Origin of the sequence: Streptomyces sp. NPDC126499 (assembly GCF_040302485.1) — a bacterium.
Taxonomy (GTDB): Bacteria; Actinomycetota; Actinomycetes; order Streptomycetales; family Streptomycetaceae; genus Streptomyces.
This window is the reverse complement of sequence record NZ_JBEOUO010000035.1, coordinates 1-21,661: the sequence shown is the minus strand read 5'-3', so window position 1 is coordinate 21,661 and position 21,661 is coordinate 1. Positions and strand designations below refer to the sequence as shown.

Sequence of the window (21,661 nt, the reverse complement as noted above, 5' to 3'; positions counted from 1 at the left end):
AGGACGCGGGAGACGGCCGCCGCGTTGCCTCCCGCGCACCCCCTTGTCCGAGAAGAGGGGCGGCGCTGCCATGAGAGGAGGGGCGGCCCGCTCGGACCGCCCCTCATCGACCGTGCAGCCGCTCGACCGTAACCGGTCAGCCCGCGTCCCGCACCGTCCCCGTCAGCTCGGGACCGGGGACCCGCTCCCACTCCGCGTCATAGCCGAACACCACCGCCCGCACCGACTCCGCCGGCTCGGCGACCCCGTCCGCGACGGTGGGAACGGTCACTTCCGTGCGCGTCTCCCCGGCCGGGACCGCGAAGGAGAGATACGCGCCGGGCTCCACCGGCCGGGACAGCGGCCGCGGCGGATCGGGCACGAACCAGAAGTGCTCCTCGACCCAGCGCCGGTCCACGTCCGCCGTCGACAGCTCCGCGCCCCCGGTCACCGGCAGGAACTCGACGCCGCCCATCACGTCCGCGTCGGCGGCCGCGGACAGCGTCACCCGCCAGGTCAGGGCCTTGCCCTCGGGCACGTCGTCCGCGACGGGCGTCACGCTCACCGTGGGCATCGGGTCGTCGTTCCGCGCGGTCACGCCGCCGCGGTGCGCGCCGACCACGGTGCCGCGCACCGCCTTGACGAAGGCGTCGTGGGTCACGTCATAGCCGTAACGGGTGTTGCCCCGCACCTCGACCGGTATCTCGAGGGCGTGCCGCCCGGGGCGGACCGTCACCACACGGGACGCGACCTCGTCGCCGCCCGGCCGGGGGACGAACAGCCTGACCTGCCCCGTGCCCTTGCCGGTCACCCGCACCGGTACCCGGTACGTACGGGTCCCCTCGTCGCCCTCGTCGACCGTCAGGCGGCCGATGTCGACCCGGGCCAGCGGCGCGGGGCGCGCCTCGGGCGTGCCGGGCCGCCAGCCCCAGGCGTCCATGAGCCACGCGCGGCCGGAACCGCTCCGTGGCGTCAGTTCGAGCGCCCGGATCCGCCGGGTGTCCAGGGCGGCGCGGACGGCCGGAGCCAGCGGCACGCGCACCTCACGGCCCCAGTAGGAGGCGGTCCGCTCGCTGCCCGGCAGTCCGTCGGCACGGACCCGCCCGAGGTGCGCGCGGCGGCCCGACGCGTCCGTCACGGCGACGTCCAGCTCGGTGCCCGCGCTGCCCGGCGGGACGATCAGCCGCAGCGCCAGTGCCTCGGAGCCCGCCAGGGAGACCGGCCGCCCCGCCCGCACGGCGACCGGGGAGCCCGGCCGCTCCCAGCGCAGCGCGACGGCGTGGCGGCCCGGCTCCGCAGACGCCTCCCAGAACGCGAAGTGCGGGGACGCGCCGCCCTCGTCGGGCGACAGGCAGGAGCGGGCGGCGTCCGGGTCGACCTGCGCGCACAGCCGGGCGCCGGTCCCCGACACCGTGACCGAGGGACCCGGCAGGAACGCCGGCGTCCGGTGCGCCCCGACGGCGTGGGTGAGGACCCGGGCCGGGCCGGCCGAGGGCGCGCGGCGGCCGGTGCCGTCGAGCAGCGGACGCACCCGGTCGTCACCCGCGACGAACAGCCGCGCGGCTGCGGCGATGTAGGTGGCGCCGGCGGCCTGCTGCTGCGTCGCGGTCAGCCGGGTCGGCGTGCCGGGGCTGCACACCGGGTCGGTGCCGTCCTCGGACGGGAAGTCGTCGATCGCGGACGCCTTCGCCTGCCCCGGCGTCCACTCGCTGTTGAAGAAGTTGTGGTTGGCGCCGACCATGTAGACCGCGCTGTGCAGGGCGGTGCCCCGGCTGACGCCTCGGGTGCCGTCGACGTAGATCTGGCCCTGGAGGTCGGAGACGTCACCGTCGCAGCCCGGCAGCAGGGTCGCGGACGGCACGTCCGGCGCCGGGTTCTGGCCGAAGATCGTCGGGCCGATCAGGACGTTGCCGCGGATCTTCCACCGGACCGGGCCGCGGTGGCCGTCCTGGTCCGCGGGCGGGGCGTACAGACTGTCGAGCGCGGCCCGGTTGACGCCCTCGCCGCCCCGGGAGTGGCCGACGAGCAGCACGCGCGAGAGGTCGGCGGGCGCCACCGCGCGTACGGCGGCCGGGGCGCCCTTGCGGTGGGCCGCCCACTCCGCCCAGCGCGCCAGATGCAGCCGGACCAGGGAGGAGCGGGCCTGCGCACCGCCGTCCTCGGCCCGGAAGTCCTGCCCGTTGATGCCGTTGGCGGCGATGGAGAGCGTCACATAGCCCTGCGAGGCGAGGAGCCGCTGGGCGCGCTGATAGCCCTGGTGGCTGGGGAGCGGCCGCATGCCGGACGGGCAGGGCCAGGCGCCGTTGACGTCCTCGGTGCCCGGCGTGTAGCAGGTGGCGTGGCGGCCGTGCAGGAAGAGCGCCACGGGCCGCTTCCCGGGCGCGTCGGCAGGGCCGACCACGGCGGCGCGCATCTCGACGGGCTCGGGGAAGCCGGGCAGCCGGACCGACCTCAGCGCGTACTCGCCGCCGACGGTGCGGTAGGGGCCGCGCACCCCGGGGTCCACGGCGTTCACCGGCGGCGGGGCCTGCCCGGTGCCGGGTCGCGCCGGCGGTGCCGCAGGCGCGGTCGGTATGAGCGGCCGGGCCTTGCCCGAGCGGTTCGGGCCGGTCCCGTCCAGCTCGCGGCCACCGGCCGTCACCCGCAGCCGCTCGCCCTCGTCGAGGCGGATGTCGCCGAGCGCCAGCCGGAAGGAGCGGCCGTCCGGCCGGGGCACCGGATACCCGAGGAGCCGCCCGCCGGCCCGGAACTCGACCCGGGCGTCCCCCATGGGCACCGGCTCGTCCGGCGTCCACACCAGCTGCCGGCCCGCGCCGCTCCCGGTGACCCGCCAGCCCTCCGGCAGCCGCGGGTCCCCGTACCGGCTGCCCGGGGACGCGGCCGTCGGATCCCCCGGCGACGGCTGCGCGAACGCCGGTGCGGGCGACGCGGTCGCCAGCGCGAGTAACGCCACGGCGGTGGTCATGCCGCGTGTGACACGTATCAAAGCGGTCATCCTCACGATCGTTCTCGTCGAGGCGCCGGGAGCCGTCGGGAAACCCGATGGCGGGTCTCCTGGGTCCCGGGCGCCTCTCTCGCCCCGTGAGGACGGTGAGAAGACCGCCCGGGTTGCCTGAGAGCACGTCAGGAGCGGGGCGGTGAGAGGGCGGTGCGGCTGCCGCCGTCGGTGCAGGGCGCGGTGACGGGTCGTGGGGAGGGGCGTGGTGGCGGGGTTACGCCTCCCAGTCCCAGGTGTCGAAGTACGCGGCCGTGCCGCTGCGACGGGCCTCCATGACCGCGGCGAGCCGGTCGAAGTCCCGCGCCGGCATGAGGTCTCGCCACTCCTCCAGCGGCAGGGCCCGCACCTCGTCGTGCTCCTCCGGGGCGAGGGTGATGGCGGCGATCCGGCGGTCGCTGAGCCGGCCGCCGTCGAACACGTACCCCGCCGTCGCGAACGGCCAGGCGGCTCCCGGCAGTCCGAACACCGCGGCCAGCAGCCGCGGCGGCCCGGTCACCACGATCCCGGTCTCCTCCTTGGTCTCCCGGACGGCCGTCTCCCACGGCCGCTCCCCGCTCTCGGCCGTGCCGCCCGCCCACTGCCAGGGGTGCTCCGGGCTGTAGACGGACCGCAGTTGGAGGGGTCGGTCGCGTTCGTCGGTGAAGAAGACACAGCCGAAGAGGGTCGCCTTCGGCAGCGTCGCCGCGTACTCCTCCGGAGGCAGCCACGTCCGGCTCGTGCCGGGCCGCAGGGGCGGGGTGGGGCGGGGGACGGGCTGGGAAGCGGACACGGCGCTCACCTCTCCTGGGTCGACGGCTCGTCCGGGTGTCACGGAGCCCAACGACGGCGCTCCGCGTGTCGAACACACGTGTTTCGGACGAGACGTGAACCCGGGGAGAAAGCGAATGCCTGTTCGCGCGGTGCGCCTCGGTGAACCGAGCCATGACGCGGACCCGTGCGGGGCGGCCCCCTCGCCCTGGTCCGGCCCTGGCCGGAACCCACCCCGCACGGCTCTCCCGGCCGTGGCCGAAACTGCCCCGCGCGGCCCTCCCGGCCCTGGCCGAAAAAGGCTTTCCGCCGGTGCGCCGACGGCGGCGGACCTGAGGGTCCGCACGGGCGGGATGCGGCGGCGAGGCCGGTCACCGACGGGAGACCTCGCCGCCACGCCCCGGGCCGGCGCCGGTTCCGCTCGTTCCCCCGTTTCCCCCGTGAGCGAGCGGGACCGGCGCCGGGTCTGCACGGTGTGCGGCCCGGGACGGGCCGCACACCGGTGGCGGATCAGTACCAGCCGGTGCAGCGGATGTTGCCCGTGGAGTCGTTCCACGCGCAGGCCCGCATCACGTAACCGGCGTCGTTGTACGCCGGGGTGTGGGTGTCCGAGCCGTACTGGACGGTGGTCATGCCCAGCGGGCCCGTCCAGGACGCCCCGCCGTTGCTGGAGCGGTCCACCCACACCTTGTCGCCCGGGTCGGCGGCCGTGATACGGCCCCAGGCACAGCGGCTGGAGGTGCTGTAGCGCAGCTCGATGCGGATGCCGTCGACGCTCGCCGTCCTCGGGGTGGTCGCGTTGCTGGTGCTGCACGCCATCGCCGACGCGGTCGACACGGTGCTCGCCTGCGCGGCCGTGGCGGTGCCGCCGAAGCCGAGCAGCAGCGCCGCCGTGGACACGAGGACGCCGGTCCGCCTGCTGATCTTCATGTGTTCTTCCCCCTGGGTGTTCGGTGTGCTCGGTCTGTTCTTCGTGCGCGTTCCGCATGGTCGTGGTGCGGCGTCGCCCCCGTACGATCCCGCGGGCACCGCCCCCGGGTCGTCCACCGCAGAGTTGACCCACGGGGTAAACCTCTGCGGTAGTGCCCGCCGATCCGCGCTGCCCCCGCGGGAGGACGACCGCCCGCCGGACCCGGCCGTACCATCGTCCGATGCGTGCGAGGGCCCGTTGGGCGGGGTGGTTGTGCGAGACGGATCCCCGGCTCGTCGACGCCACGGTGGCCGTGGGCCTGGTGGCGGCGACGGCGGCGGCCGGCCACCAGTACCACCCGGCGCCCTGGCCGCCGTTCGACACCGGCGCCTATCTGCTCACCGCGCTCGCCGGCCTCCCCCTGGCCCTGCGCAGGGTCGCCCCCGTCGCCGTCCTGGTCGTGACCTGCCTGGCGTTCGCCGGGTACGTGGCCGCCGGGTACCAGCCCTCGCTGAACTTCTGGTTCCCCGCGATCGCCCTGTACGGCGTCGCCGCCCAGCGCCCGCCCCGGACGACCGCCGCGGCCGCCGTGCTCACCGCCGCCGTCGTCCTCCACAGCGGCCTCACCGTCCCCGAGCTCGGCGTCCTCGTCTCCGTCGTCCAGGCCGTGGCCGTCCCCGCCGTCGTGTGGGCGTTCGGCAACAGCACCCGCCGGATCAGCCGACGCAACCGGCAACTGGCCGTACTGAGCGCCCAGTTGCGCCAGGCGCAGGAGGAGAGGGCCAGACGCGCCGTCGCCGAGGAGCAGCGGCGCATCGCCCGCGAGCTCCATGACGTCGTCGCCCACCACATGTCGGTGATCAACGTCCAGGCGGGCATGGCCGGTTACGTCTTCGACTCCGCGCCCGACACCGCCCGCGCCGCCCTCGGCACCATCACGGAGACCAGCCAGGAAGGGCTGCGGGAACTGCGCCGGATCCTCACCCTCCTCCGCTCCGAGGCCGACGGAACCCCCGACGGCCACGCCGGCGTGGACGCCGACGGTGAGCCCGGCAGCCGGTACGCGCCCATGCCCGGACTGGCCCGGCTGCCGGACGTCGCCGAGCGGGTCAGGGCGGCCGGCGTCCCCGTCGACCTGCGGACCACCGGCCCGGCCCGCCCCCTCGCGCCGGGCACGGAGCTGTGCGCCTACCGGGTCGTGCAGGAGGCGCTCACCAACGTCATCAAGCACGCCCGGCCCGCTCGGGCCACGGTCCTCGTCGAATTCCGGCCGAGCGAACTGGTCGTCACCGTCACCGACGACGGCCGGCCCGACCAGCCGGATCCGGCCAAGCTCGGCCCCCCGTCGGGCCACGGCTTGATCGGAATGCGCGAACGCGCCAGGCTCTACGGCGGAACAGTGGACGCCGGCCCTCGGGCCGAAGGGGGATTCCGCGTGTGCCTCAGACTTCCCGTGACCGAGGACGACGACCAGCGGGGCAGTCGGCCACCGGCATGATCAGCGTGCTCGTCGTGGACGACCAGGACCTCATACGGGCCGGCCTCGTCGCCCTGCTGCGGGCCGCTCCCGGCATCGACGTCGTCGGCGAGGCCGCCGACGGAGAAGCCGCGGTCACCGAGGCGGCCCGGCTCCGGCCCGACGTCGTCCTCATGGACATCCGCATGCCCGGCATGGACGGCACCGCGGCCACCGAACGGATCCTGGCCCGCGCCGAGGACCCCGCACCCCGGATCCTCGTCCTCACCACGTTCGACCTCGACGAGTACGTGTACGCCGCGCTGCGGGCCGGCGCCGCCGGATTCCTCCTGAAGGACACCGGCCCCCAGCGGCTCATCGAGGCGGTGACCGCCGTCGCGCGCGGCGACATGCTCTTCGCGCCGAGCGTCACCCGCCGCCTCATCGAGGCCTACGTCAGCCAGGCCGACGGCCCGGCCCGGCCCACCGGCCCCCCGGAGCCCGCCGCCGACCTCGACGTCCTCACCGCCCGCGAGTGCGAGGTCCTGCGGCTGACCGCCCGGGGCCTGTCCAACACGGAGATCGCGGAACAGCTCTACATCGGCGAGGCGACCGTCAAGACCCACCTGAACCGCACCATGACCAAACTGAACGTGGACAGCCGCGCCCAGGCCGTCGTGGTCGCGTACGAGACGGGTCTCGTGGTCCCGGGAAGTCCGGCGGTGTGACGGCGGATCTCCCGGTGCTGCCCAGCGCGAGGCGCCACACCCCCCCCGTCACCACGACCGCGGAGATCATGCCATGACCGTTCAGCAACGCCTCACCTACCAGGCGTTCGTCGACCTCGCCACCGCTGACCCGGATGTCGTCGGACTCGTCCTCAAGGGGTCCCGGGCCCACGAGGGAATGACCACCGAGCACTCCGACCACGACCTGTACGTCGTCCTCGCCGATGACGCGAAGACGGACCTCACCCGGTTTGCGGGGCACCGCACCCCGGAGCTCGATCTCGTTCTCGTCTCCCTGGACGAGTTCCGTGCCGCTGGACTGCCCGGCTTCGAGCGCTACGCCCTCGCCCGCGCCCGGGTCGTGCTCGACCGCCTTGACGGAGCCATCGCCGGGATCCTGGCCGGCAAAGCACGGCTCGACGCCGACGAGGCGTTCCGGCTGGCGGGCGAATGGCTCGACGCCTACGCCAATTCCCTCTACCGCTCAGTCAAGAACGCCCGTGACGGACACGCCCTCGGGGCTCACCTGGACGCCGCCGACAGCATCCGGTTCCTGCTGGAGTTCCTCTTCGCGCTGGACCGCCGTCCCCGCCCCTACAACAAGTACCTGGAATGGGAACTCGCCCGGCATCCGCTCCCCGGCTGGGACACCGGCACGCTGCTCGGTACGGTGGCCCACATCTCGAGCACAGGCGACGTCGTCGCCCAGCGTAGGCTTTTCGGCCGGGTCGAGGCACTGGCCCGGCAGGCCGGGCATGGTGCGGTGTTGGACGCCTGGGGCGAGGACCTGGAGCTGATGCGACCGGTGTAGGAGACGGGCGGTCCCTGGAGCTCGTCACTCGGGCACGAGCGCGGGGAGCGGTTCGCGGGCGGCGTGCCAGGTGGCCGGGAGGGCGCCGACGCCTGTGCGGGCGGCGATCACTCCGCCCGCGATGGCACAGGTGGTGTCGATGTCGCCGCGGCCGGCGACCGTGAGCCACAGGCCCTCGTGGAGGTCGTCGAGGTGTCCCGCCGCGCACCACAGGGCGTAGGGGACGGTGTCGGGCCCGGACATCGTGTAGCCCGAGCCCAGGACCGCCGCCGCGTGCCTGACCGAGGTGTGCGGGGGCATCCGGGCCGCGATCCGTACCCCCGACCGGACGTCGCCGTCGGGGAGCCGTTCGGCGACGGCCCGGAGGAACTCCGGCCGCGCCGGGGCGGGGCCGCCGCGGCTGCGGGTCGACAGCGCCGCGGCGACGGCGACGGCCACCGCCGCGGTGACGGCCTCCGGGTGGTGGTGCGAGACGGCGGCCTGGCGGGCGGCCTGCTCGGCGACCGCGTCGAGGTCGGCGGCGTGCCAGGCGCCGAGCGGGGCGACACGCATGGCCGCGCCGTTGCCCCACGAGCCCTGCCCCCCGAACTGCCCGGTGACCACCTCCCGCCACGGCTCGCCCGCGCCGATCCGGCGCAGCACGTCGTGCATCGACGCCCCGTACCCGCGGTGCGTGTCGTCGGCGTAGGCCGCCGCGAAGCGGCGGGCGAGGCGGTCCTGGTCGACCGTGCCGTCACCCTCCGCCATTTCCCGTACGAGAACCAGGGCCTGGGCGGTGTCGTCACTCCACCGCCACAGCGGCTCCGGGGGCGGCGTGCGCGCCGCCAGGGCCGCCGGACCCTCCCGGCGCAGGATGCCGAACCAGCGGTCACCGAAGGCGTCGCCGAAGGCGAGCCCGTTCAGCGAGTCCAGGACAGCGGCCGGTACCTTGATCATCGAAGCAGTATCACCGCGCGCGGCGGTCCGGGCACCCCGTTTTCACCACGGGAGCCGCCGCTCGGCCCGCCGCCCCGTACTCCAGGCCGATCAGACGGTGCGTCAGCGCCATCAGGCGCTGCCGGGCGCCGGCGTCGTACGCCTGCTCGTGGGCCCGCGCCTCGGTGAACCGGTCGAAGTAGCGGCCCGTGACCGTGGCCGTCTCCGGGTCGAGGAGCAGGCGCACGGTGGGGCGGACGCCCTCCTGGGTGCCGACGGCGGGGGTGAGGCCGTACGCGCGGACGCCGGGCGTGTCCATGAGATGGGCGGGGTGGAGGGCGTTCACCGTCACGCCGGTGCCCCGCAGCTCGGCGGCCAGCTCGAAGGTCGCCATGATCATGGCCAGCTTGCTGCGGCAGTAGGCCCGCAGGCCCTCGTAGTCCCGCTCCAGCATCACGTCGTCGAAGTCGATGGCCTCCTGGCCGATCGAGGCGACGTTGACGACCCGGGCCGGGGCGGAGGCCCTGAGCAGCGGCAGCAGGGCGCGGGTGAGCGCGTAGGGCGCCACGTGGTTGACCGCGAAGCGCAGTTCGTGGCCCTGCCGACTGAGCTCGCGGACCAGCGGCCGCTCGCCGCCGCCCGCCACGGCGTTGTGGATCAGCCCGTCGAGGTGCGGTTCGGCCGCCCGGATCCGGGCGGCCATGGCGTGCACCTGGTCCAGGTCGGACAGGTCGGCGAGGTACGTACGGATCGTGGTGCCCGGGCCTGAGGCGGCCCGCGCCTCGGCCGCGACGGCCGCCAGCCGGTCGGGGTCACGGCCGTGCAGGAGGAGGGTGCCGCCGCGCGGCGCCAGGTCGAGCGCGAGGGCGCGGCCCATGCCCTGGGTGACGCCGGTGATCAAAGTGGTGCGCTGGGTCATGGCGGCCACCCTGACAGCGTCCGAGGGCCACGGGGAGGGCGTACCGCACCTGGTGTCAGCACCACCGGTTTCCGCCTGTTTCAGGGTCGCGGCGCTGGGCAGCCGCCGTGGATACGGAAGAGACCGAGGGAGCGAGGCCGATGTCGACAGGAACGATTCTGGCCATCGTCATACCCGTCGCCGTGGTGATCGTGCTGATCGCGCTCGCCTTCGTCCTGGACCGCAGGCGCCGGAGCCGGCTGCGCGAGCGGTTCGGGCCCGAGTACGACCGCACGGTCGAGGACGCCGGAAGCAGGAGGGCCGCCGAGCAGGAGCTCGGGGCCCGCGAGAAGCGCCACGACGAGCTGGACATCAAACCGCTGTCGAGCGGGGCGCGGGAGCGTTATGCCGAGCAGTGGCGTGACGTGCAGGAGGAGTTCGTGGACCGGCCCGAGGGCGCGGTGCACGACGCGGACCGGCTCGTGACCTCGCTCATGCGCGAGCGCGGTTACCCCACGGAGGGGTTCGAGCAGCAGATCCGGGACCTCTCCGTCGAGCACGGCCGCACCCTGGAGCACTACCGGGCGGCGCACGAGGTCAACACCCTCAGCTCCTCGCGGCAGGCCACCACCGAGCAGCTCCGAGGGGCGATGGTGCACTACCGGGCCCTCTTCGACGAACTCCTCTCCGACGGCGACGCGGCCGGCCCCGGCCGCACCTGACGCATTCCGACGCATCCGACGCGGAGGGAACGACATGCGTGAGCACGACATACCGGACCGGGCCGGCAACGGCTCGGACGGACCACCCGTCTACCCGGGAGAAAGCACCGACACCCCGACGGGTACGACCCCCGGCAGCCCCGGCACCGGCAGCGGAACCGCGACCGGCACGGAGGCCTTCGCCGGCGCGGACCCGTACGGCGGCACCGAAACGTACGCCGACACCGAGACCGGCGGCGAGACCACCGGCACCACCGGCACCGGAATGGAGACCGACACCACCACCGACACGGACACCACCACCGCCACCGCACCCGAAACGGACACCGCCGCCGGCACCGGCACCGCGCGGGACGAGGGCCCGCAGCTCCTCGACCCCTCCGACGACGAGGAGTTCCGCGCCCGCTGGAGCGACATCCAGAGCCAGTTCGTCGACGATCCCCGAGGGGCCGTGCACGCGGCCGACAGCCTGGTCGCCGACGTGATGCGGAAGCTCGCCGAGACCTTCGCCGACCACAAGCGGAACCTGGAGGGGCAGTGGAGCGAGGGCGAGGACGTCGACACGGAAGGACTGCGGACGGCCCTGCGCCAGTACCGCTCGTTCTTCAACCGGCTCCTCACTCGCTGACGCGGGCCACCCGTTCGGGCGACCTCCGCACCCGTTCGGCCGTGAGCGCCGCCCCTGTCTGCGGACCCACCGGCATCGTGGGGGCGTGGCGACGAACCGGAACCCGGCCGTGCCGGGCACCCCGCTGGGCGTGGTGCTCGGCACCCTGCTGACCGCCGCACTCCTCGCGGGGTGCGGCGCCTCCGCGCCCCGCGAGGACGCGGCGACGCGCGCGGGCGTGGAGTTCTCGCGCGCGCTGGCCTCCCGCGACTACCGGGCGGCATGCGCGCTGCTCGCCCCCGAAAGCAGGGAAGCGCTCACCGAGGACGGCAAGGCCGCGTGCGTCACCGCGCTGCGGGACGCCGGCGTGCCGTCCGGCGGCGCCGGTCTCGACGTGCAGGTCTACGGCCGCCAGGCCCTGCTCCGCATGGAGCGGGACACGCTCTTCCTGTCCCTCTTCGAACGCGGCTGGCGGGTCACCGCGGCCGGCTGCGTACCGCAGGCCGAGGACGAGCCGTACCGCTGTTCGGTGAAGGGAGACTAGAGGATGAAGACCGTCTTCGTGGGCTGCGTCCTGCTGATCGTGGGAGGCCTGGCCTACTTCACCGTCATCGGGGCGATGCACCGGTGAGCGCCGAGGACGACGGCCCCCGCTCCGGGCGGATGGGTTTCTGGCGCTCGAACAGCCTCTCCCTCACCTTCGGAGCGGCCTTCCTGATCGTCCTCGCCGCCCAGGCCGTCGCGGGGCGCGCCGAGTTCAACGAGCAGCTCGCCGTCGAGGGACTCCAGCAGGTCGGCTTCGGCGACTACCTCATGTCCTCGGACTTCGCGGTCGACGTCACCGAGAACTGGCAGTCGGAGTTCCTCCAGTTCTTCCTCTACATCTTCGGGACCGTCCACCTCGTCCAGCGCGGCTCGCCGGAGTCCAAGCCGCTGGACCGGATCGGCACCGAGAGCGAGCGGGACCAGCGCATGGGGGACCACGCCCGGCACGACTCGCCGCGCTGGGCCGGCACGAAGGACTGGCGCCAGGGCCTCTTCTCGCGTTCCCTCGGCCTGACCATGGCCGCCTTCTTCCTGCTGTCCTGGCTGGCCCAGTCCGTGTCGGGTCTGTCGGCGTACAACGACCAGCGGCTGCGCCAGCTGCAGGATCCCCTCGGCTGGGGCGCGTACCTCGGCTCCGCCGACTTCTGGAACCGCTCGCTGCAGAACTGGCAGTCCGAACTCCTCGCCGTGGCCGCCATGGCCATCCTCTCCGTCTACCTGCGCCAGCGCGGTTCACCGGAGTCCAAGCCGGTGGGATCCCCGCACTCCGCCACGGGAGTCGAGGGCTGACCCGGCCGGCGCGGTGACGGCGGGGGAGCGCGTCACGGCGTCGGCCGCTCCTCGTCCAGGAGGTCGAGGACGGCCCGCTCGACCGCCCCGTGGGTGGCCGGACGGCCGTCGGCGCCGTCCTCGCCCAGCCGGCCGAGCGCCGGGGCGACCGTCTCGCCGTCGGCGTACCGCTCGATCACCCGCGGGGCGATGTACGAGGTCCGGCAGACGGCCGGCGTGTTGCCCAGGTAGTCGGCGACCTCGCCCACCGCCCGCCGCACCGCCCTGCGGCGCGCGGTGAGCGAGTCCCGGCCCGCCTGCTCGGAGACGGCGAGCGCCACGGCGGCCAGCACCGTGGCGTGCCAGGTCCGGAAGTCCTTGGCGCTGATGTCCACCCCGGACCGGTCCCGCAGATAGGCGTTGAGCTCGTCGGCGTGCACGTCGTGCCAGGCCCGGCCCTGCCAGTACGCGAAGAGCCGGTCACCGCCGCCACGGCGGCGCAGCAGCGCGCGCACCACCCGCAGCACGGAGTCGTCGGCCACGTCGAAGGTGAAGCGGTGGCCCGCCTTGCCCGTGAAGTCGAAGAGGACGCGGCCGCGCGTCACGCGGGCGTGCTCGCGCCGCAGGGTGGTCAGTCCGTACGAGTCGTTGTCCCGCTGGTAGCGGTCGCCGCCGACCCGCAGGAAGCCCAGGTCGAGCAGCCGGGCCGCGCAGGCGAGGACCCGTTCCCGGCACAGGCCGCGCCCGGCGAGGTCCTTCTCGACGGCCTCCCGGAGCCGGGGCAGCGCGGCGGCCGCCTCACGGACGTGGGCGTGTTTGGCGCGCTCCCGCCGGGCCCGGAACTCCTCGTGGTACAGGTACTGCCGGCGGCCCGCGGCGTCCGTTCCCACCGCCTGCAGATGGCCGTTCGGCCAGGGGCAGATCCACACGTCCCGCCAGGCCGGCGGGATGACCAGGGCCCTGACCCGGTCCCGGTCGGCGGGCGACAGGGCCCGGCCCTCCTCGTCGACGTAACGGAATCCCCGGCCGTGGCGGATCCTCCGCCAGCCGGGCCGCTCCGGGTCGCTCGTCCGCAGCCGCACGTCTGGACGGTTGCCCGCGAACGGCCCGGCCACACACGACGACGGCCGAGGCGGGCGGTACGCGACGTCCGGTGGCGGCGGGTGGTTCGTCGCCCGCCGTCCGGGGCATCCGCAGTGGCGGACCGCCCGGCCACCCGGCGGGGCGGCGGCCCGGACACGAGGAGGACCCCCATGGACGGCATCGTGCTGCTCCGCGAGGACCACAAGACGGTGGAGAAGCTGTTCAAGGAGTTCGAGCGGGCGGCCGACGACGCGCACGGCCGCAAGCGGGAGATCGCCGACGAGGTCATCCGCGAGCTGACCGCCCATGCCTGGATCGAGGAGCGGGTCTTCTACCCGGCGGCCCGCGAGGCCGTGCCCGACACCACCGACCACGTCCTGGAGAGCGTCGAGGAGCACCACGCCGTCCTGTGGATGCTCTCCGAACTCGTCGACTTCGACCCCGAGGACGAGCGCTTCGACGCCAAGATGACGGTGCTCATGGAGAACGTACGGCACCACGTCGAGGAGGAGGAGAAGGACTGGTTCCCCGAGGTCCGCAAGGCGATGGGGCGCAAGCAGCTCCTCGCGCTCGGCGAGCGCATGGAGGAGGAACGCACGTCCGCCCCGGACGACCCGCTCAAGGTGCCCAGCGCCGACGAGTAGTCCCGGCGCCCGCCCGCCCGCCTCGCGCCCCTCCCCGCCGCCCGCCCGGCGCCGGACGCACCGCACGTCACCAGGCGACGTCGGCGGCGCGGACGACCCGGCCGCCCATGTTCACCTCCACCATCCGCAGGGCCGCCTCCGCCAGGTCCTGGTGGATGTGGGCCACCGCGTCCCGGGGCACGACCACGCCGAGGTGCCGGATGTGCGCGTCCAGCGCGGAGTACAGCACGCACTGCTCGGTCACCTGGCCGGTGAGGACGAGCTCGTCGACCTCCAGACTGCGCAGGAGATACGCGAGCGGCGTCTCGTAGAAGATCGAATGGCGTGCCTTCACGACGAAGAGGGAGTCCTCGTCGGGCCGTACGGGATCGACCAGCTCGGGATGCTTGCCGGACAGCGCCATGTCGAGGATCTGTCCGTGGTGCGAGCGCCACCGGCCGAAGTTGTCGTTCGCGTAGACGACGGGCACGTCCGCGGCCCGCGCACGGGCCAGCAGGTCGACGATCGCCGGCAGTGCCTCGGACACCGACGGGACGAGCAGCTCCGCGTCCTCGTGCCCGTAGTCGTTGAGCATGTCGATCACGACGAGCGCGCTCTTCGCCAAGGCGTCTCCGGATTCCGCGTCTCCGCTGTCGGGTGCGGCGCCCGCTCCGGGCGCACGACTCCAAGCCCTATCGCCCTGCGGCCGGCCCCGCAACTCGCGCGCGTCCGAACGGAGGGCGGTACGGGCCCTGCCGCGGGTGCCGCCCGATCGGCCGTTTACGGACCCCCTTACCCGGCAAGCCGCCAGGGCATGACGCAGATCGGCTACACGATGATGACCGAACAGGCGGGCCCCCGGGAGCTGGTCGAGCACGTGGTCGAGGCCGAGCGGGCGGGCTTCGACTTCTCCGTGATCTCGGACCACTCCTTCCCCTGGCTGGAGTCGCAGGGCCACGCACCGTACGCGTGGAGCGTGCTCGGGGCGGCCGCCCAGGCCACCTCGCGCATCCCCTTGATGAGCTACGTGACCTGCCCGACCTTCCGCTACCACCCCGCCGTCATCGCCCAGAAGGCGGCGACCGTCCAGCTGCTCTCCGAGGGCCGCTTCCGCCTCGGCCTCGGCTCGGGCGAGAACCTCAACGAGCACATCATCGGCGAGGGCTGGCCCTCCTCCCGCGTCCGCCTGGAGATGCTGGAGGAGGCCGTCGAGATCATCCGCGCGCTGTTCGACGGCGGGTACGTGTCCCACCAGGGGCTGCACTACCAGGTCGAGAACGCCCGGCTCTGGGACCTCCCCGACGCGCCGCCACCCCTCGGGATCGCCGTCTCGGGCCCGCTCTCCTGCGCCCTCGCGGGCCGGCACGCGGATCTCCTCGTCGCCACCGAACCCAAGCGGGAGCTCGTCGAGGCGTTCGACCGGCAGGGCGGCGCGGGCAAGCCCCGGGTCGGACAGCTGCCCTTGTGTTACGACACCGACCGCGAGGCGGCGGTGGCCCGCGCCCACGAGCAGTTCCGCTGGTCCGTGGGCGGCTGGCGGCTCAACTCCGAACTGCCGCTGCCGGTCGCCTTCGAGCAGGCGACGGAGCACGTGCGGCCGAAGGACGTGGCGGAGCAGATCCCCTGCGGGGACGACGTCGACGCGGTCGTGGAGGCGGTCCGCCCGTATGTCGAGGCGGGCTTCACCGAGGTCGCGCTCGTCCAGATCGGCGGGGACCACCAGCTGCCGTTCCTGCAGTGGGCCGAGAGCAAGCTGCTGCCCGCGCTGCGCGCCCTCTGACCCCGGGCTGATCACAAGGCAACCCCCCCGCACCGGGTGCCGCCCGGTGCGGGGTGGACGGGCCCGGTGTCAGCCGGCCCGGCGCAGGTCGAAGCGGTCCAGGTTCATCACCTTGTCCCACGCCGCCACGAAGTCGCGGACGAACTTCTCGTCCGCGTCCGCCGCCGCGTACACCTCCGCGAGCGCCCGCAGCTGCGCGTGCGAACCGAAGACGAGGTCGACGGCGGTCGCCGTCCACCGCACCTCGCCGGTGGCACGGTCCCGGCCCTCGAAGACGTTCTCCTGCGACTCCGACGCCTTCCACTCGGTGCCCATGTCCAGGAGCCGGACGAAGAAGTCGGTGGTCAGCGCCTCCGGCCGGTCGGTGAACAGGCCGTGCTTCGACCCCTTGAAGCCGGTGTTCAGCGCCCGCATGCCGCCGATCAGCACCGTCATCTCCGGGGCGGTCAGCGTCAGCATGTTGGCGCGGTCGAGGAGCAGCGTCTCCGGCGACAGCTTCTCGCCCGCCCGCAGGTAGTTGCGGAAGCCGTCCGCCTTGGGTTCGAGCACCGCGAACGAGTCCACGTCCGTCTGCTCCTGCGAGGCGTCCGTACGGCCCGGCGCGAACGGCACCGTGATGTCGTGACCGGCGTTCCTCGCGGCCCGTTCGACGGCCGCGCAGCCGCCGAGGACGATCAGGTCGGCGAGCGAGATCCTCGCCGCGCCGCCCGAGCCGTTGAAGTCCTCGCGGATCCGGTCGAGGGTCTCGAGCGTCTGCCGGATCTCGGGCAGGTCGTTGACCTCCCAGTCCTTCTGCGGCGCCAGCCGGATCCGCGCCCCGTTGGCCCCGCCGCGCTTGTCCGTGCCGCGGAAGCTCGCCGCCGCCGCCCAGGCGGTGGTGACCAGCTGCGGGACGGAAAGACCGGAGTCGAGGATCCGGGCCTTCAGCGTGGCGATGTCGTCGGCGCCGACCAGCGGGTGGTCGACCGGGGGAACGGGGTCCTGCCACAGCTGAGGCTCGGGGATCCACGGGCCGAGATAGCGCGACAGCGGACCCATGTCCCGGTGCAGCAGCTTGTACCAGGCCTTGGCGAACGCGTCCGCGAGCTGGTCCGGGTTCTCGTGGAAGCGCTTCGCGATGGGCGCGTAGACCGGGTCCGCCTTCAGGGCGAGATCGGTGGTCAGCATCATCGGGGCGTGCCGCTTCGACGGGTCGTGCGCGTCGGGCACGGTGTCCTGGGCCGCGGGATCGGTGGGCTTCCACTGGTGCGCGCCGGCGGGGCTGCGCGTCAGCTCCCACTCGTACCGGAACAGGTTGTCCAGATAGCCGTTGTCCCACCTCGTCGGCGCCGTGGTCCACGCGCCTTCGAGCCCGCTGGTGAGCGTGTGGGGGCCCTTGCCGCTGCCGTACGTGTTGCGCCAGCCCATGCCCTGCTGCTCGATGGGCGCGGCCTCCGGCTCCGGCCCGATGTACTGCGGGTCGACCGCGCCGTGGCACTTGCCGAACGTGTGCCCGCCGACGATGAGGGCCACCGTCTCCTCGTCGTTCATCGCCATCCGCCCGAACGTCTCGCGGATGTCCCGGGCGGCGGCCAGCGGGTCCGGATTGCCGTTGGGGCCCTCCGGGTTGACGTAGATCAGTCCCATCTGTACGGCGGCGAAGGGGCCGGTGAGCTCCCGGTCGCCGCTGTAGCGCTCGTCCCCGAGCCAGGTGTCCTCGGGACCCCAGAAGATCTCCTCGGGCTCCCAGATGTCCTCGCGTCCGAAACCGAAGCCGAAGGTCTTGAACCCCATGGATTCCATGGCGCAGTTGCCGGCGAAGACCAGCAGATCGGCCCAGGAGATCTTCCGCCCGTACTTCTGCTTGACCGGCCAGAGCAGCCGGCGCGCCTTGTCGAGGCTCGCGTTGTCCGGCCAGCTGTTGAGCGGGGCGAACCGCTGGGCGCCGCTGCCGCCACCGCCCCGGCCGTCGGCGATGCGGTACGTCCCCGCGGCATGCCAGCTCATCCGGATGAACAGCGGCCCGTAGTGGCCGTAGTCGGCGGGCCACCAGTCCTGGGAGTCCGTCATCACCGCGAAGACGTCCCGCTTCAGCGCCTCGACGTCGAGGCTCGCGAACTCCTTCGCGTAGTCGAACTCCCCGCCCATCGGATCGGACAGGGGCGAATGCTGGTGGAGCACCTGCAGGTCCAGCTGATTCGGCCACCAGTCCTGGTTCCGCTGGGGCCGCTTCTCCGTGGGGGTCGGGGAGGGAATCGCCGGGTTTTCGCTTTCGCTGCCGGACACGTCGCTCCTTCTTCCGCTCGATCGTGACTGTTTCGGCGTCCGTATAGTCGCGCACGGCGGACCGCGCCGCCGTGAGAACACGCAGAGCCCCTACCCGGCGATATGAATAGGAAAAGCCGACTTAAGAGGGTGTCCCACGCAGTGAGTCAGCAAGCCTCTCGATCACGAGTGATGGCTGCCCTGACGTGAGCGGCTGCGGCTGATCACGCCAGGAAATGAGTAGGCGGCTGCGTGACATCAGCCGATCATGTGAGCATGACCGATCAGCTGACGATCAGCACCTTGACTTTGCGGCACAGGATCCCGGACGACTGGGCGGCGGACCCCTGGGCCGAGGTGCGGCCTCTGATCGACGGCGTGGACGTCCTGAAAGAAGTCCACCCGGAAGGGCTTGCGGCCAGCTGTCGGCACTGGACAGGCCCGGCCGAGAACTGGCCGCTGGCGATCACGCGGGAACCGCGCAGGATCATGATCACCGAACCGACCTGCACCGCCGGCTGCTGCGGCGCCCTGTATGTCACCATGCGCCGCGAGGGCGATCGGGTGATCTGGGACGCCTGGGAGAACACCAGCGACATCACCGCCCTGCCCGCGGACATCACCTTCGACGCCGCCCAGTACGAAGCCGAACTCGCGCGGGCTGCGGCGGACCGCAGCTGGGAAGAACCGGTGGACACTGTTGCCCGGCTACTCGAGCAGACCCTTGCGGCCAGCGGCTGGTTCGAACAGTGGGGCTGCGTCCTCACGGGCGTCTGGCCACGACGCGAGGAGCCCGGCGCCCCCGAGGAACTCACCAGTCCCGAGGGGGTCGATGTCGAGTTCGACCACGTCGAGGCACCGGGAGGGCGCGCGTCTTCCTACGCGTACGAATTCTTCATCACCCACGATCAGCCCCTGGACGAGCAGGTACGGCAACTCGCGGCCCGCGTTCTGGCAGACGATCCGCGGAAGACTGCTGAACTTCAAGGAGGCTGAGGGCCAGGTGCAAGAACGCACGAGCTGAGAGTGGTCGCGTCCTTGACGGGTCCGCCCTGCGTCAAGGCAGCTTCGCCTCCGATCTCGTCGCGCCCCTTTCCGCGTCGGCCGGTGGCGTATCCCGGCCGGTGGCCGGCTCACAGGCCGGTGACCTTCGCCTTCGCCGACAGCTCGTAGACCAGGGTGACCGTGCGCCGCCCGCCCGGCGGCAGGGTGACCTCCCAGTGGGCGATGCCCTCGGCGTCCACGGCGTCCGGCGCCGGGGAGCAGACCTCCCGGCGCACCCGCACCTCGACCGCCGACACCTCCGACACGGGAATCCGCTCCCGCAGCACGACCACCCGGTCGCCGCGCTCCCCGGGCGCGGAGAACCGCGACAGGTGCAGCCGCACCGTACGGGTGACCACGGTCCGCTGGCCGATCCCCGAGGTGTCGCGGGACTCCTCCGCGTACCGCACCACCCGGCAGTCGTCCGTAGCGCCGAAGGCCAGCTCGGCGGCGGCGCCGGGAGGGGTGAACTCCAGCGCGGTACGGCCGGTGAAGCCGCTGCCGAGCACCAGGTCCACCGGCCCGGCGAGCAGGGCGTGCCCCGACCGGTTGTCGAACCGCACCCTCCGCGTCACCAGCGGCGACAGCTCGGGCGCACAGGCGTACTCGCTGCTCGCGGCCGTGGTGAACGCCGACAGCGGCACCCGGTGGGCACGGCCGTCCCCGCGGACGGACACCGGCGTCGGGGCGGTCAGCACCCGGACCTCGCCCCCGTCGTCCACCCCCGGCAGACCGAGCACGGGGGCCGGACCCAGGCTGCCGATCTCCTCCTCGCGCAGCTCCACGTCGACGGTGCGGCGCTCGGCCGCCGAGCGGTCCACGAGCGTCAGCCGGTCCTCGACCAGCCGGGGCGGGTCACCGGCCCGCGAGGACCGGGCCGTGGACAGCGTCAGCCGGACATCGGACCAGTCCTCCCCGGTGGTCCCAGACCACGGCGTCGGTCTCCAGCGTCAGGGCGTCCCCGTCGAGCACGGCCCGGTAGGCCGGCCGCCACAGCGCGCACGGGGTGAGGTGGGTCAGCCGCAGGGTGGCCGGGCCCGCGACCGCCGCCGCCACGGTCACCTCGACGTGCCCGACCAGCTCGGCGGGCTCCTCCTCGGCCAGCTCCAGGGCCCGCCGGGTCTCCCCGAGCTCGACGCCGACGGCGCCGAGCCGCGCCTCGACGGCGCGCAGCTCCTCGCCGTACGTGTCCCGCTCGCCGTCCACCCGGTCCAGTTCGCGGGCCCACCGCTGCCCTTCGAACTCCCCGGCGCCGGCGCCCTCGCCGATCTCCCGCAGGAGATCCGCGGCGAGCCCGCCGAGCAGGTCGAGGCGGGTACGCAACCGGTCCCGGCGCTGTTCGAGGGCACGCCGCTCCTCTTCGAGGGCGTGCGCGTGCCGGCGCAGGGCGGAGTCGTCGTCGGCGGGCGGCCGCGGCCCGCGCGGCGCCCAGTCGCGGACGATCCGTACGTCGAGCACGTCGAGCACGTCGAGTACGTGGGGTGCGTCGGGTGCGTCGACGCTGTCGCGGGCGTCGAGCGCGCCGGGGCCGCCGCCCGGACGCCCGGCGGTCAGTTCGGCGTGGAGGGTGCGGTCGACGGCGAGCGCGCTGACCGGCCCGAGACGCAGCCGCTGGACACCGGCGGCGAGGTCGAGCACGGCGGTGCGCTCGACCTGGGCGCGGTCCTCCAGACAGGTGACGGCGGTGACGGGCAGCGGAATCGGCGGCGCGGCGGACGGGTGAGGGTGCCCGGCGGCGCGAGGCGCGGGCGGGTGCACCGGGGGCACGGGCGGGGTGGTGGGCGTGGGCATGGTGGGTGTCAGCTCCTGCGGTTGCCGCCGACCAGGGCCTTGCCGGCCGGGATACGGATCTCGTAGCCGCCGCTCAGGACGGCGGTGCCGCCGGCGGGCAGCTCCACCCGCCAGACGCGGGTGCCCGGGGCGTGCCGCTCCGGTCCCGTGCCCTCCTCGGGCACCGACCAGTCCGCCCGCTCCTCGATCCGGACGTCCCCCTCGGAGGTGACCGGCACCCGCTCCCTGACCTCGACGGTGACCGGCCCCGCGAGCCGGTTGGCCAGCTCCACGTGGACGCGGTGGTCGAGCACCGTGGTGGTGCTGCGCAGCCCCGAGGTCGACTCGACGAGGTGCGTACGACGGGTCACCCGGACGCCCTCGGCCGGTCCGAGCCCCACCCGGCGGACGCCACCCGGCGCGAGCGTGGGGAGCGCGGCCGTCAGCAGGAACTCGTCGTCGACGACCACCTCCACCGGCCCGGCGAGCAGGGCCTGGTCGGTGGCGTTGGACAGCACCAGCGTGGCGTAGACGGTCTGCTCCACGGACGGCACGCACAGGTACTCGGTGCGCAGACCGACCGGGATCTCGCCCACGGTCACGGTGTGCCAGGTGCCGTCCGACGGGATGTCGGCGCGCGCGGCGGCGTCGAAGCGGTGGTCGAAGGAACCCGCCGACTCACGCGGCCGCACGGCGTGCCCGGGCAGCGGAAGCCCGGCCACCGCCTCGGCGCGCCTTCGGTACTCGGCGGCCACCGGGTCGAACGGGGCCTCGGGGAACAGCAGTCCCCGGCGGCCGCCCGGCTCGTCGGGTCCGCTCAGGACCAGCGCGGCGTAGTCCAGCTCCGCGCCGCTCGGCCGCGGCGGGCCGGTCACGGGCGGCGGGGGCGGCGGGGCGGAAGCGGCGCCGGGAGCCGAGGGTGCGGCCCGACGGGCCCGGGGAGCCATGGCGGCGGGGGCGCCGGTGGAGGCTCCGCGGAAGACCTCCGGAGGACCGCCGTAGGCGCCGCCGTACCCGCTGCCCGGGGCGGGC

19 protein-coding genes and 1 pseudogene are annotated in these 21,661 nt (G+C 73.8%); 10 read left to right on the top strand and 10 right to left on the bottom strand.

Features of this window, described 5'->3' with window-relative positions; genetic code table 11:
• Positions 1 to 136 precede the first annotated feature (136 nt).
• The 3 genes from ABTZ91_RS32580 to ABTZ91_RS32570 all read right to left on the bottom strand — a co-directional run bounded on the left by ABTZ91_RS32580 (position 137) and on the right by ABTZ91_RS32570 (position 4,654).
• Positions 137 to 2,965 carry a hypothetical protein gene (locus ABTZ91_RS32580; RefSeq protein ID WP_407078077.1) on the bottom strand — a complete coding sequence of 943 codons (2,829 nt, stop codon included), beginning with the start codon at positions 2,963 to 2,965 and terminating at the stop codon, positions 137 to 139.
• A 226-nt stretch (positions 2,966 to 3,191) separates the two neighbouring features.
• Positions 3,192 to 3,746: an NUDIX hydrolase gene (locus tag ABTZ91_RS32575; protein ID WP_352080836.1), complete on the bottom strand. Its 555-nt coding sequence runs from the start codon at positions 3,744 to 3,746 to the stop codon at positions 3,192 to 3,194.
• Positions 3,747 to 4,234: 488 nt separating this feature from the next.
• Entirely contained in the window at positions 4,235 to 4,654 is a 420-nt protein-coding gene (locus ABTZ91_RS32570; RefSeq protein ID WP_352080835.1) for a DUF2690 domain-containing protein, read from the bottom strand.
• A 221-nt stretch (positions 4,655 to 4,875) separates the two neighbouring features.
• Between ABTZ91_RS32570 and ABTZ91_RS32565 the strand changes: the two genes are divergently transcribed.
• From ABTZ91_RS32565 to ABTZ91_RS32555, 3 genes are all read left to right on the top strand, one after another.
• Positions 4,876 to 6,132 (top strand): sensor histidine kinase, encoded by a 1,257-nt coding sequence (locus ABTZ91_RS32565; RefSeq protein ID WP_352080834.1) that lies wholly within the window; start codon positions 4,876 to 4,878, stop codon positions 6,130 to 6,132.
• A complete protein-coding gene (locus ABTZ91_RS32560) occupies positions 6,129 to 6,818 on the top strand; it encodes a response regulator transcription factor (RefSeq protein WP_352080833.1) in 690 nt (229 codons plus the stop codon). Before ABTZ91_RS32565 ends, ABTZ91_RS32560 begins: the two co-directional genes overlap by 4 nt.
• 73 nt (positions 6,819 to 6,891) lie before the next feature.
• Positions 6,892 to 7,629 carry a hypothetical protein gene (locus tag ABTZ91_RS32555; RefSeq protein WP_352080832.1) on the top strand — a complete coding sequence of 246 codons (738 nt, stop codon included), beginning with the start codon at positions 6,892 to 6,894 and terminating at the stop codon, positions 7,627 to 7,629.
• 24 nt (positions 7,630 to 7,653) lie between these two features.
• On the opposite strand, the gene ABTZ91_RS32550 is transcribed toward ABTZ91_RS32555, so the two are convergent.
• Both ABTZ91_RS32550 and ABTZ91_RS32545 read right to left on the bottom strand, forming a co-directional pair.
• The gene (locus tag ABTZ91_RS32550; RefSeq protein ID WP_352080831.1) at positions 7,654 to 8,565 is read right to left on the bottom strand and encodes an ADP-ribosylglycohydrolase family protein; all 912 of its coding nucleotides are present in this window, start codon (positions 8,563 to 8,565) and stop codon (positions 7,654 to 7,656) included.
• A 10-nt stretch (positions 8,566 to 8,575) separates the two neighbouring features.
• Positions 8,576 to 9,463 (bottom strand): SDR family NAD(P)-dependent oxidoreductase, encoded by an 888-nt coding sequence (locus tag ABTZ91_RS32545; protein ID WP_352080830.1) that lies wholly within the window; start codon positions 9,461 to 9,463, stop codon positions 8,576 to 8,578.
• Between the two features lie 140 nt (positions 9,464 to 9,603).
• Between ABTZ91_RS32545 and ABTZ91_RS32540 the strand changes: the two genes are divergently transcribed.
• From ABTZ91_RS32540 to ABTZ91_RS32525, 4 genes are all read left to right on the top strand, one after another.
• Positions 9,604 to 10,164, top strand: coding sequence for a hypothetical protein (locus tag ABTZ91_RS32540; protein ID WP_352080829.1), 561 nt, complete (start codon positions 9,604 to 9,606; stop codon positions 10,162 to 10,164).
• Positions 10,165 to 10,198: 34 nt separating this feature from the next.
• The gene (locus tag ABTZ91_RS32535) at positions 10,199 to 10,792 is read left to right on the top strand and encodes a hypothetical protein (protein WP_352080828.1); all 594 of its coding nucleotides are present in this window, start codon (positions 10,199 to 10,201) and stop codon (positions 10,790 to 10,792) included.
• A gap of 85 nt (positions 10,793 to 10,877) precedes the next feature.
• Complete coding sequence (locus ABTZ91_RS32530) at positions 10,878 to 11,315, top strand: hypothetical protein (RefSeq protein WP_352080827.1); 438 nt, start codon at positions 10,878 to 10,880, stop codon at positions 11,313 to 11,315.
• Between the two features lie 119 nt (positions 11,316 to 11,434).
• Complete coding sequence (locus tag ABTZ91_RS32525) at positions 11,435 to 12,106, top strand: DUF6766 family protein (RefSeq protein ID WP_352080864.1); 672 nt, start codon at positions 11,435 to 11,437, stop codon at positions 12,104 to 12,106.
• A 32-nt stretch (positions 12,107 to 12,138) separates the two neighbouring features.
• Here ABTZ91_RS32525 and ABTZ91_RS32520 read toward each other — a convergent pair whose 3' ends face one another.
• The gene (locus ABTZ91_RS32520) at positions 12,139 to 13,167 is read right to left on the bottom strand and encodes a DNA topoisomerase IB (RefSeq protein WP_352080826.1); all 1,029 of its coding nucleotides are present in this window, start codon (positions 13,165 to 13,167) and stop codon (positions 12,139 to 12,141) included.
• Between the two features lie 171 nt (positions 13,168 to 13,338).
• On the opposite strand from ABTZ91_RS32520, the gene ABTZ91_RS32515 reads away from it, so the two are divergent.
• On the top strand, positions 13,339 to 13,812 hold the full coding sequence (locus tag ABTZ91_RS32515) for a hemerythrin domain-containing protein (protein WP_352080825.1): 474 nt from the start codon (positions 13,339 to 13,341) through the stop codon (positions 13,810 to 13,812).
• A 67-nt stretch (positions 13,813 to 13,879) separates the two neighbouring features.
• On the opposite strand, the gene ABTZ91_RS32510 is transcribed toward ABTZ91_RS32515, so the two are convergent.
• Complete coding sequence (locus ABTZ91_RS32510) at positions 13,880 to 14,416, bottom strand: isochorismatase family cysteine hydrolase (protein WP_352080824.1); 537 nt, start codon at positions 14,414 to 14,416, stop codon at positions 13,880 to 13,882.
• A 189-nt stretch (positions 14,417 to 14,605) separates the two neighbouring features.
• On the opposite strand from ABTZ91_RS32510, the gene ABTZ91_RS32505 reads away from it, so the two are divergent.
• Positions 14,606 to 15,571 carry an LLM class F420-dependent oxidoreductase gene (locus tag ABTZ91_RS32505; RefSeq protein ID WP_352080823.1) on the top strand — a complete coding sequence of 322 codons (966 nt, stop codon included), beginning with the start codon at positions 14,606 to 14,608 and terminating at the stop codon, positions 15,569 to 15,571.
• 69 nt (positions 15,572 to 15,640) lie between these two features.
• Here ABTZ91_RS32505 and katG read toward each other — a convergent pair whose 3' ends face one another.
• Complete coding sequence (gene katG / locus ABTZ91_RS32500) at positions 15,641 to 17,836, bottom strand: catalase/peroxidase HPI (protein ID WP_352080822.1); 2,196 nt, start codon at positions 17,834 to 17,836, stop codon at positions 15,641 to 15,643.
• A 255-nt stretch (positions 17,837 to 18,091) separates the two neighbouring features.
• Between katG and ABTZ91_RS32495 the strand changes: the two genes are divergently transcribed.
• Complete coding sequence (locus ABTZ91_RS32495; RefSeq protein WP_352080821.1) at positions 18,092 to 18,811, top strand: hypothetical protein; 720 nt, start codon at positions 18,092 to 18,094, stop codon at positions 18,809 to 18,811.
• Positions 18,812 to 18,948: 137 nt separating this feature from the next.
• On the opposite strand, the pseudogene ABTZ91_RS32490 reads toward ABTZ91_RS32495, so the two are convergent.
• Positions 18,949 to 20,650, bottom strand: a pseudogene (locus ABTZ91_RS32490) (DUF4139 domain-containing protein).
• 8 nt (positions 20,651 to 20,658) lie between these two features.
• The coding region (locus ABTZ91_RS32485) for a DUF4139 domain-containing protein (RefSeq protein WP_352080820.1) at positions 20,659 to 21,661 on the bottom strand (1,003 nt) is incomplete at its 5' end.

Excerpts from the sequence above, each read along its gene's own strand:
- ABTZ91_RS32570 (WP_352080835.1), bottom strand. The coding sequence starts at position 4,654 with ATGAAGATCAGCAGGCGGACCGGCGTCCTCGTGTCCACGGCGGCGCTG.
- ABTZ91_RS32565 (WP_352080834.1), top strand. The coding sequence starts at position 4,876 with ATGCGTGCGAGGGCCCGTTGGGCGGGGTGGTTGTGCGAGACGGATCCC.
- ABTZ91_RS32560 (WP_352080833.1), top strand. The coding sequence starts at position 6,129 with ATGATCAGCGTGCTCGTCGTGGACGACCAGGACCTCATACGGGCCGGC.
- ABTZ91_RS32555 (WP_352080832.1), top strand. The coding sequence starts at position 6,892 with ATGACCGTTCAGCAACGCCTCACCTACCAGGCGTTCGTCGACCTCGCC.
- ABTZ91_RS32550 (WP_352080831.1), bottom strand. The coding sequence starts at position 8,565 with ATGATCAAGGTACCGGCCGCTGTCCTGGACTCGCTGAACGGGCTCGCC.
- ABTZ91_RS32545 (WP_352080830.1), bottom strand. The coding sequence starts at position 9,463 with ATGACCCAGCGCACCACTTTGATCACCGGCGTCACCCAGGGCATGGGC.
- ABTZ91_RS32540 (WP_352080829.1), top strand. The coding sequence starts at position 9,604 with ATGTCGACAGGAACGATTCTGGCCATCGTCATACCCGTCGCCGTGGTG.
- ABTZ91_RS32535 (WP_352080828.1), top strand. The coding sequence starts at position 10,199 with ATGCGTGAGCACGACATACCGGACCGGGCCGGCAACGGCTCGGACGGA.
- ABTZ91_RS32525 (WP_352080864.1), top strand. The coding sequence starts at position 11,435 with ATGGGTTTCTGGCGCTCGAACAGCCTCTCCCTCACCTTCGGAGCGGCC.
- ABTZ91_RS32515 (WP_352080825.1), top strand. The coding sequence starts at position 13,339 with ATGGACGGCATCGTGCTGCTCCGCGAGGACCACAAGACGGTGGAGAAG.
- ABTZ91_RS32505 (WP_352080823.1), top strand. The coding sequence starts at position 14,606 with ATGACGCAGATCGGCTACACGATGATGACCGAACAGGCGGGCCCCCGG.
- ABTZ91_RS32495 (WP_352080821.1), top strand. The coding sequence starts at position 18,092 with ATGACCGATCAGCTGACGATCAGCACCTTGACTTTGCGGCACAGGATC.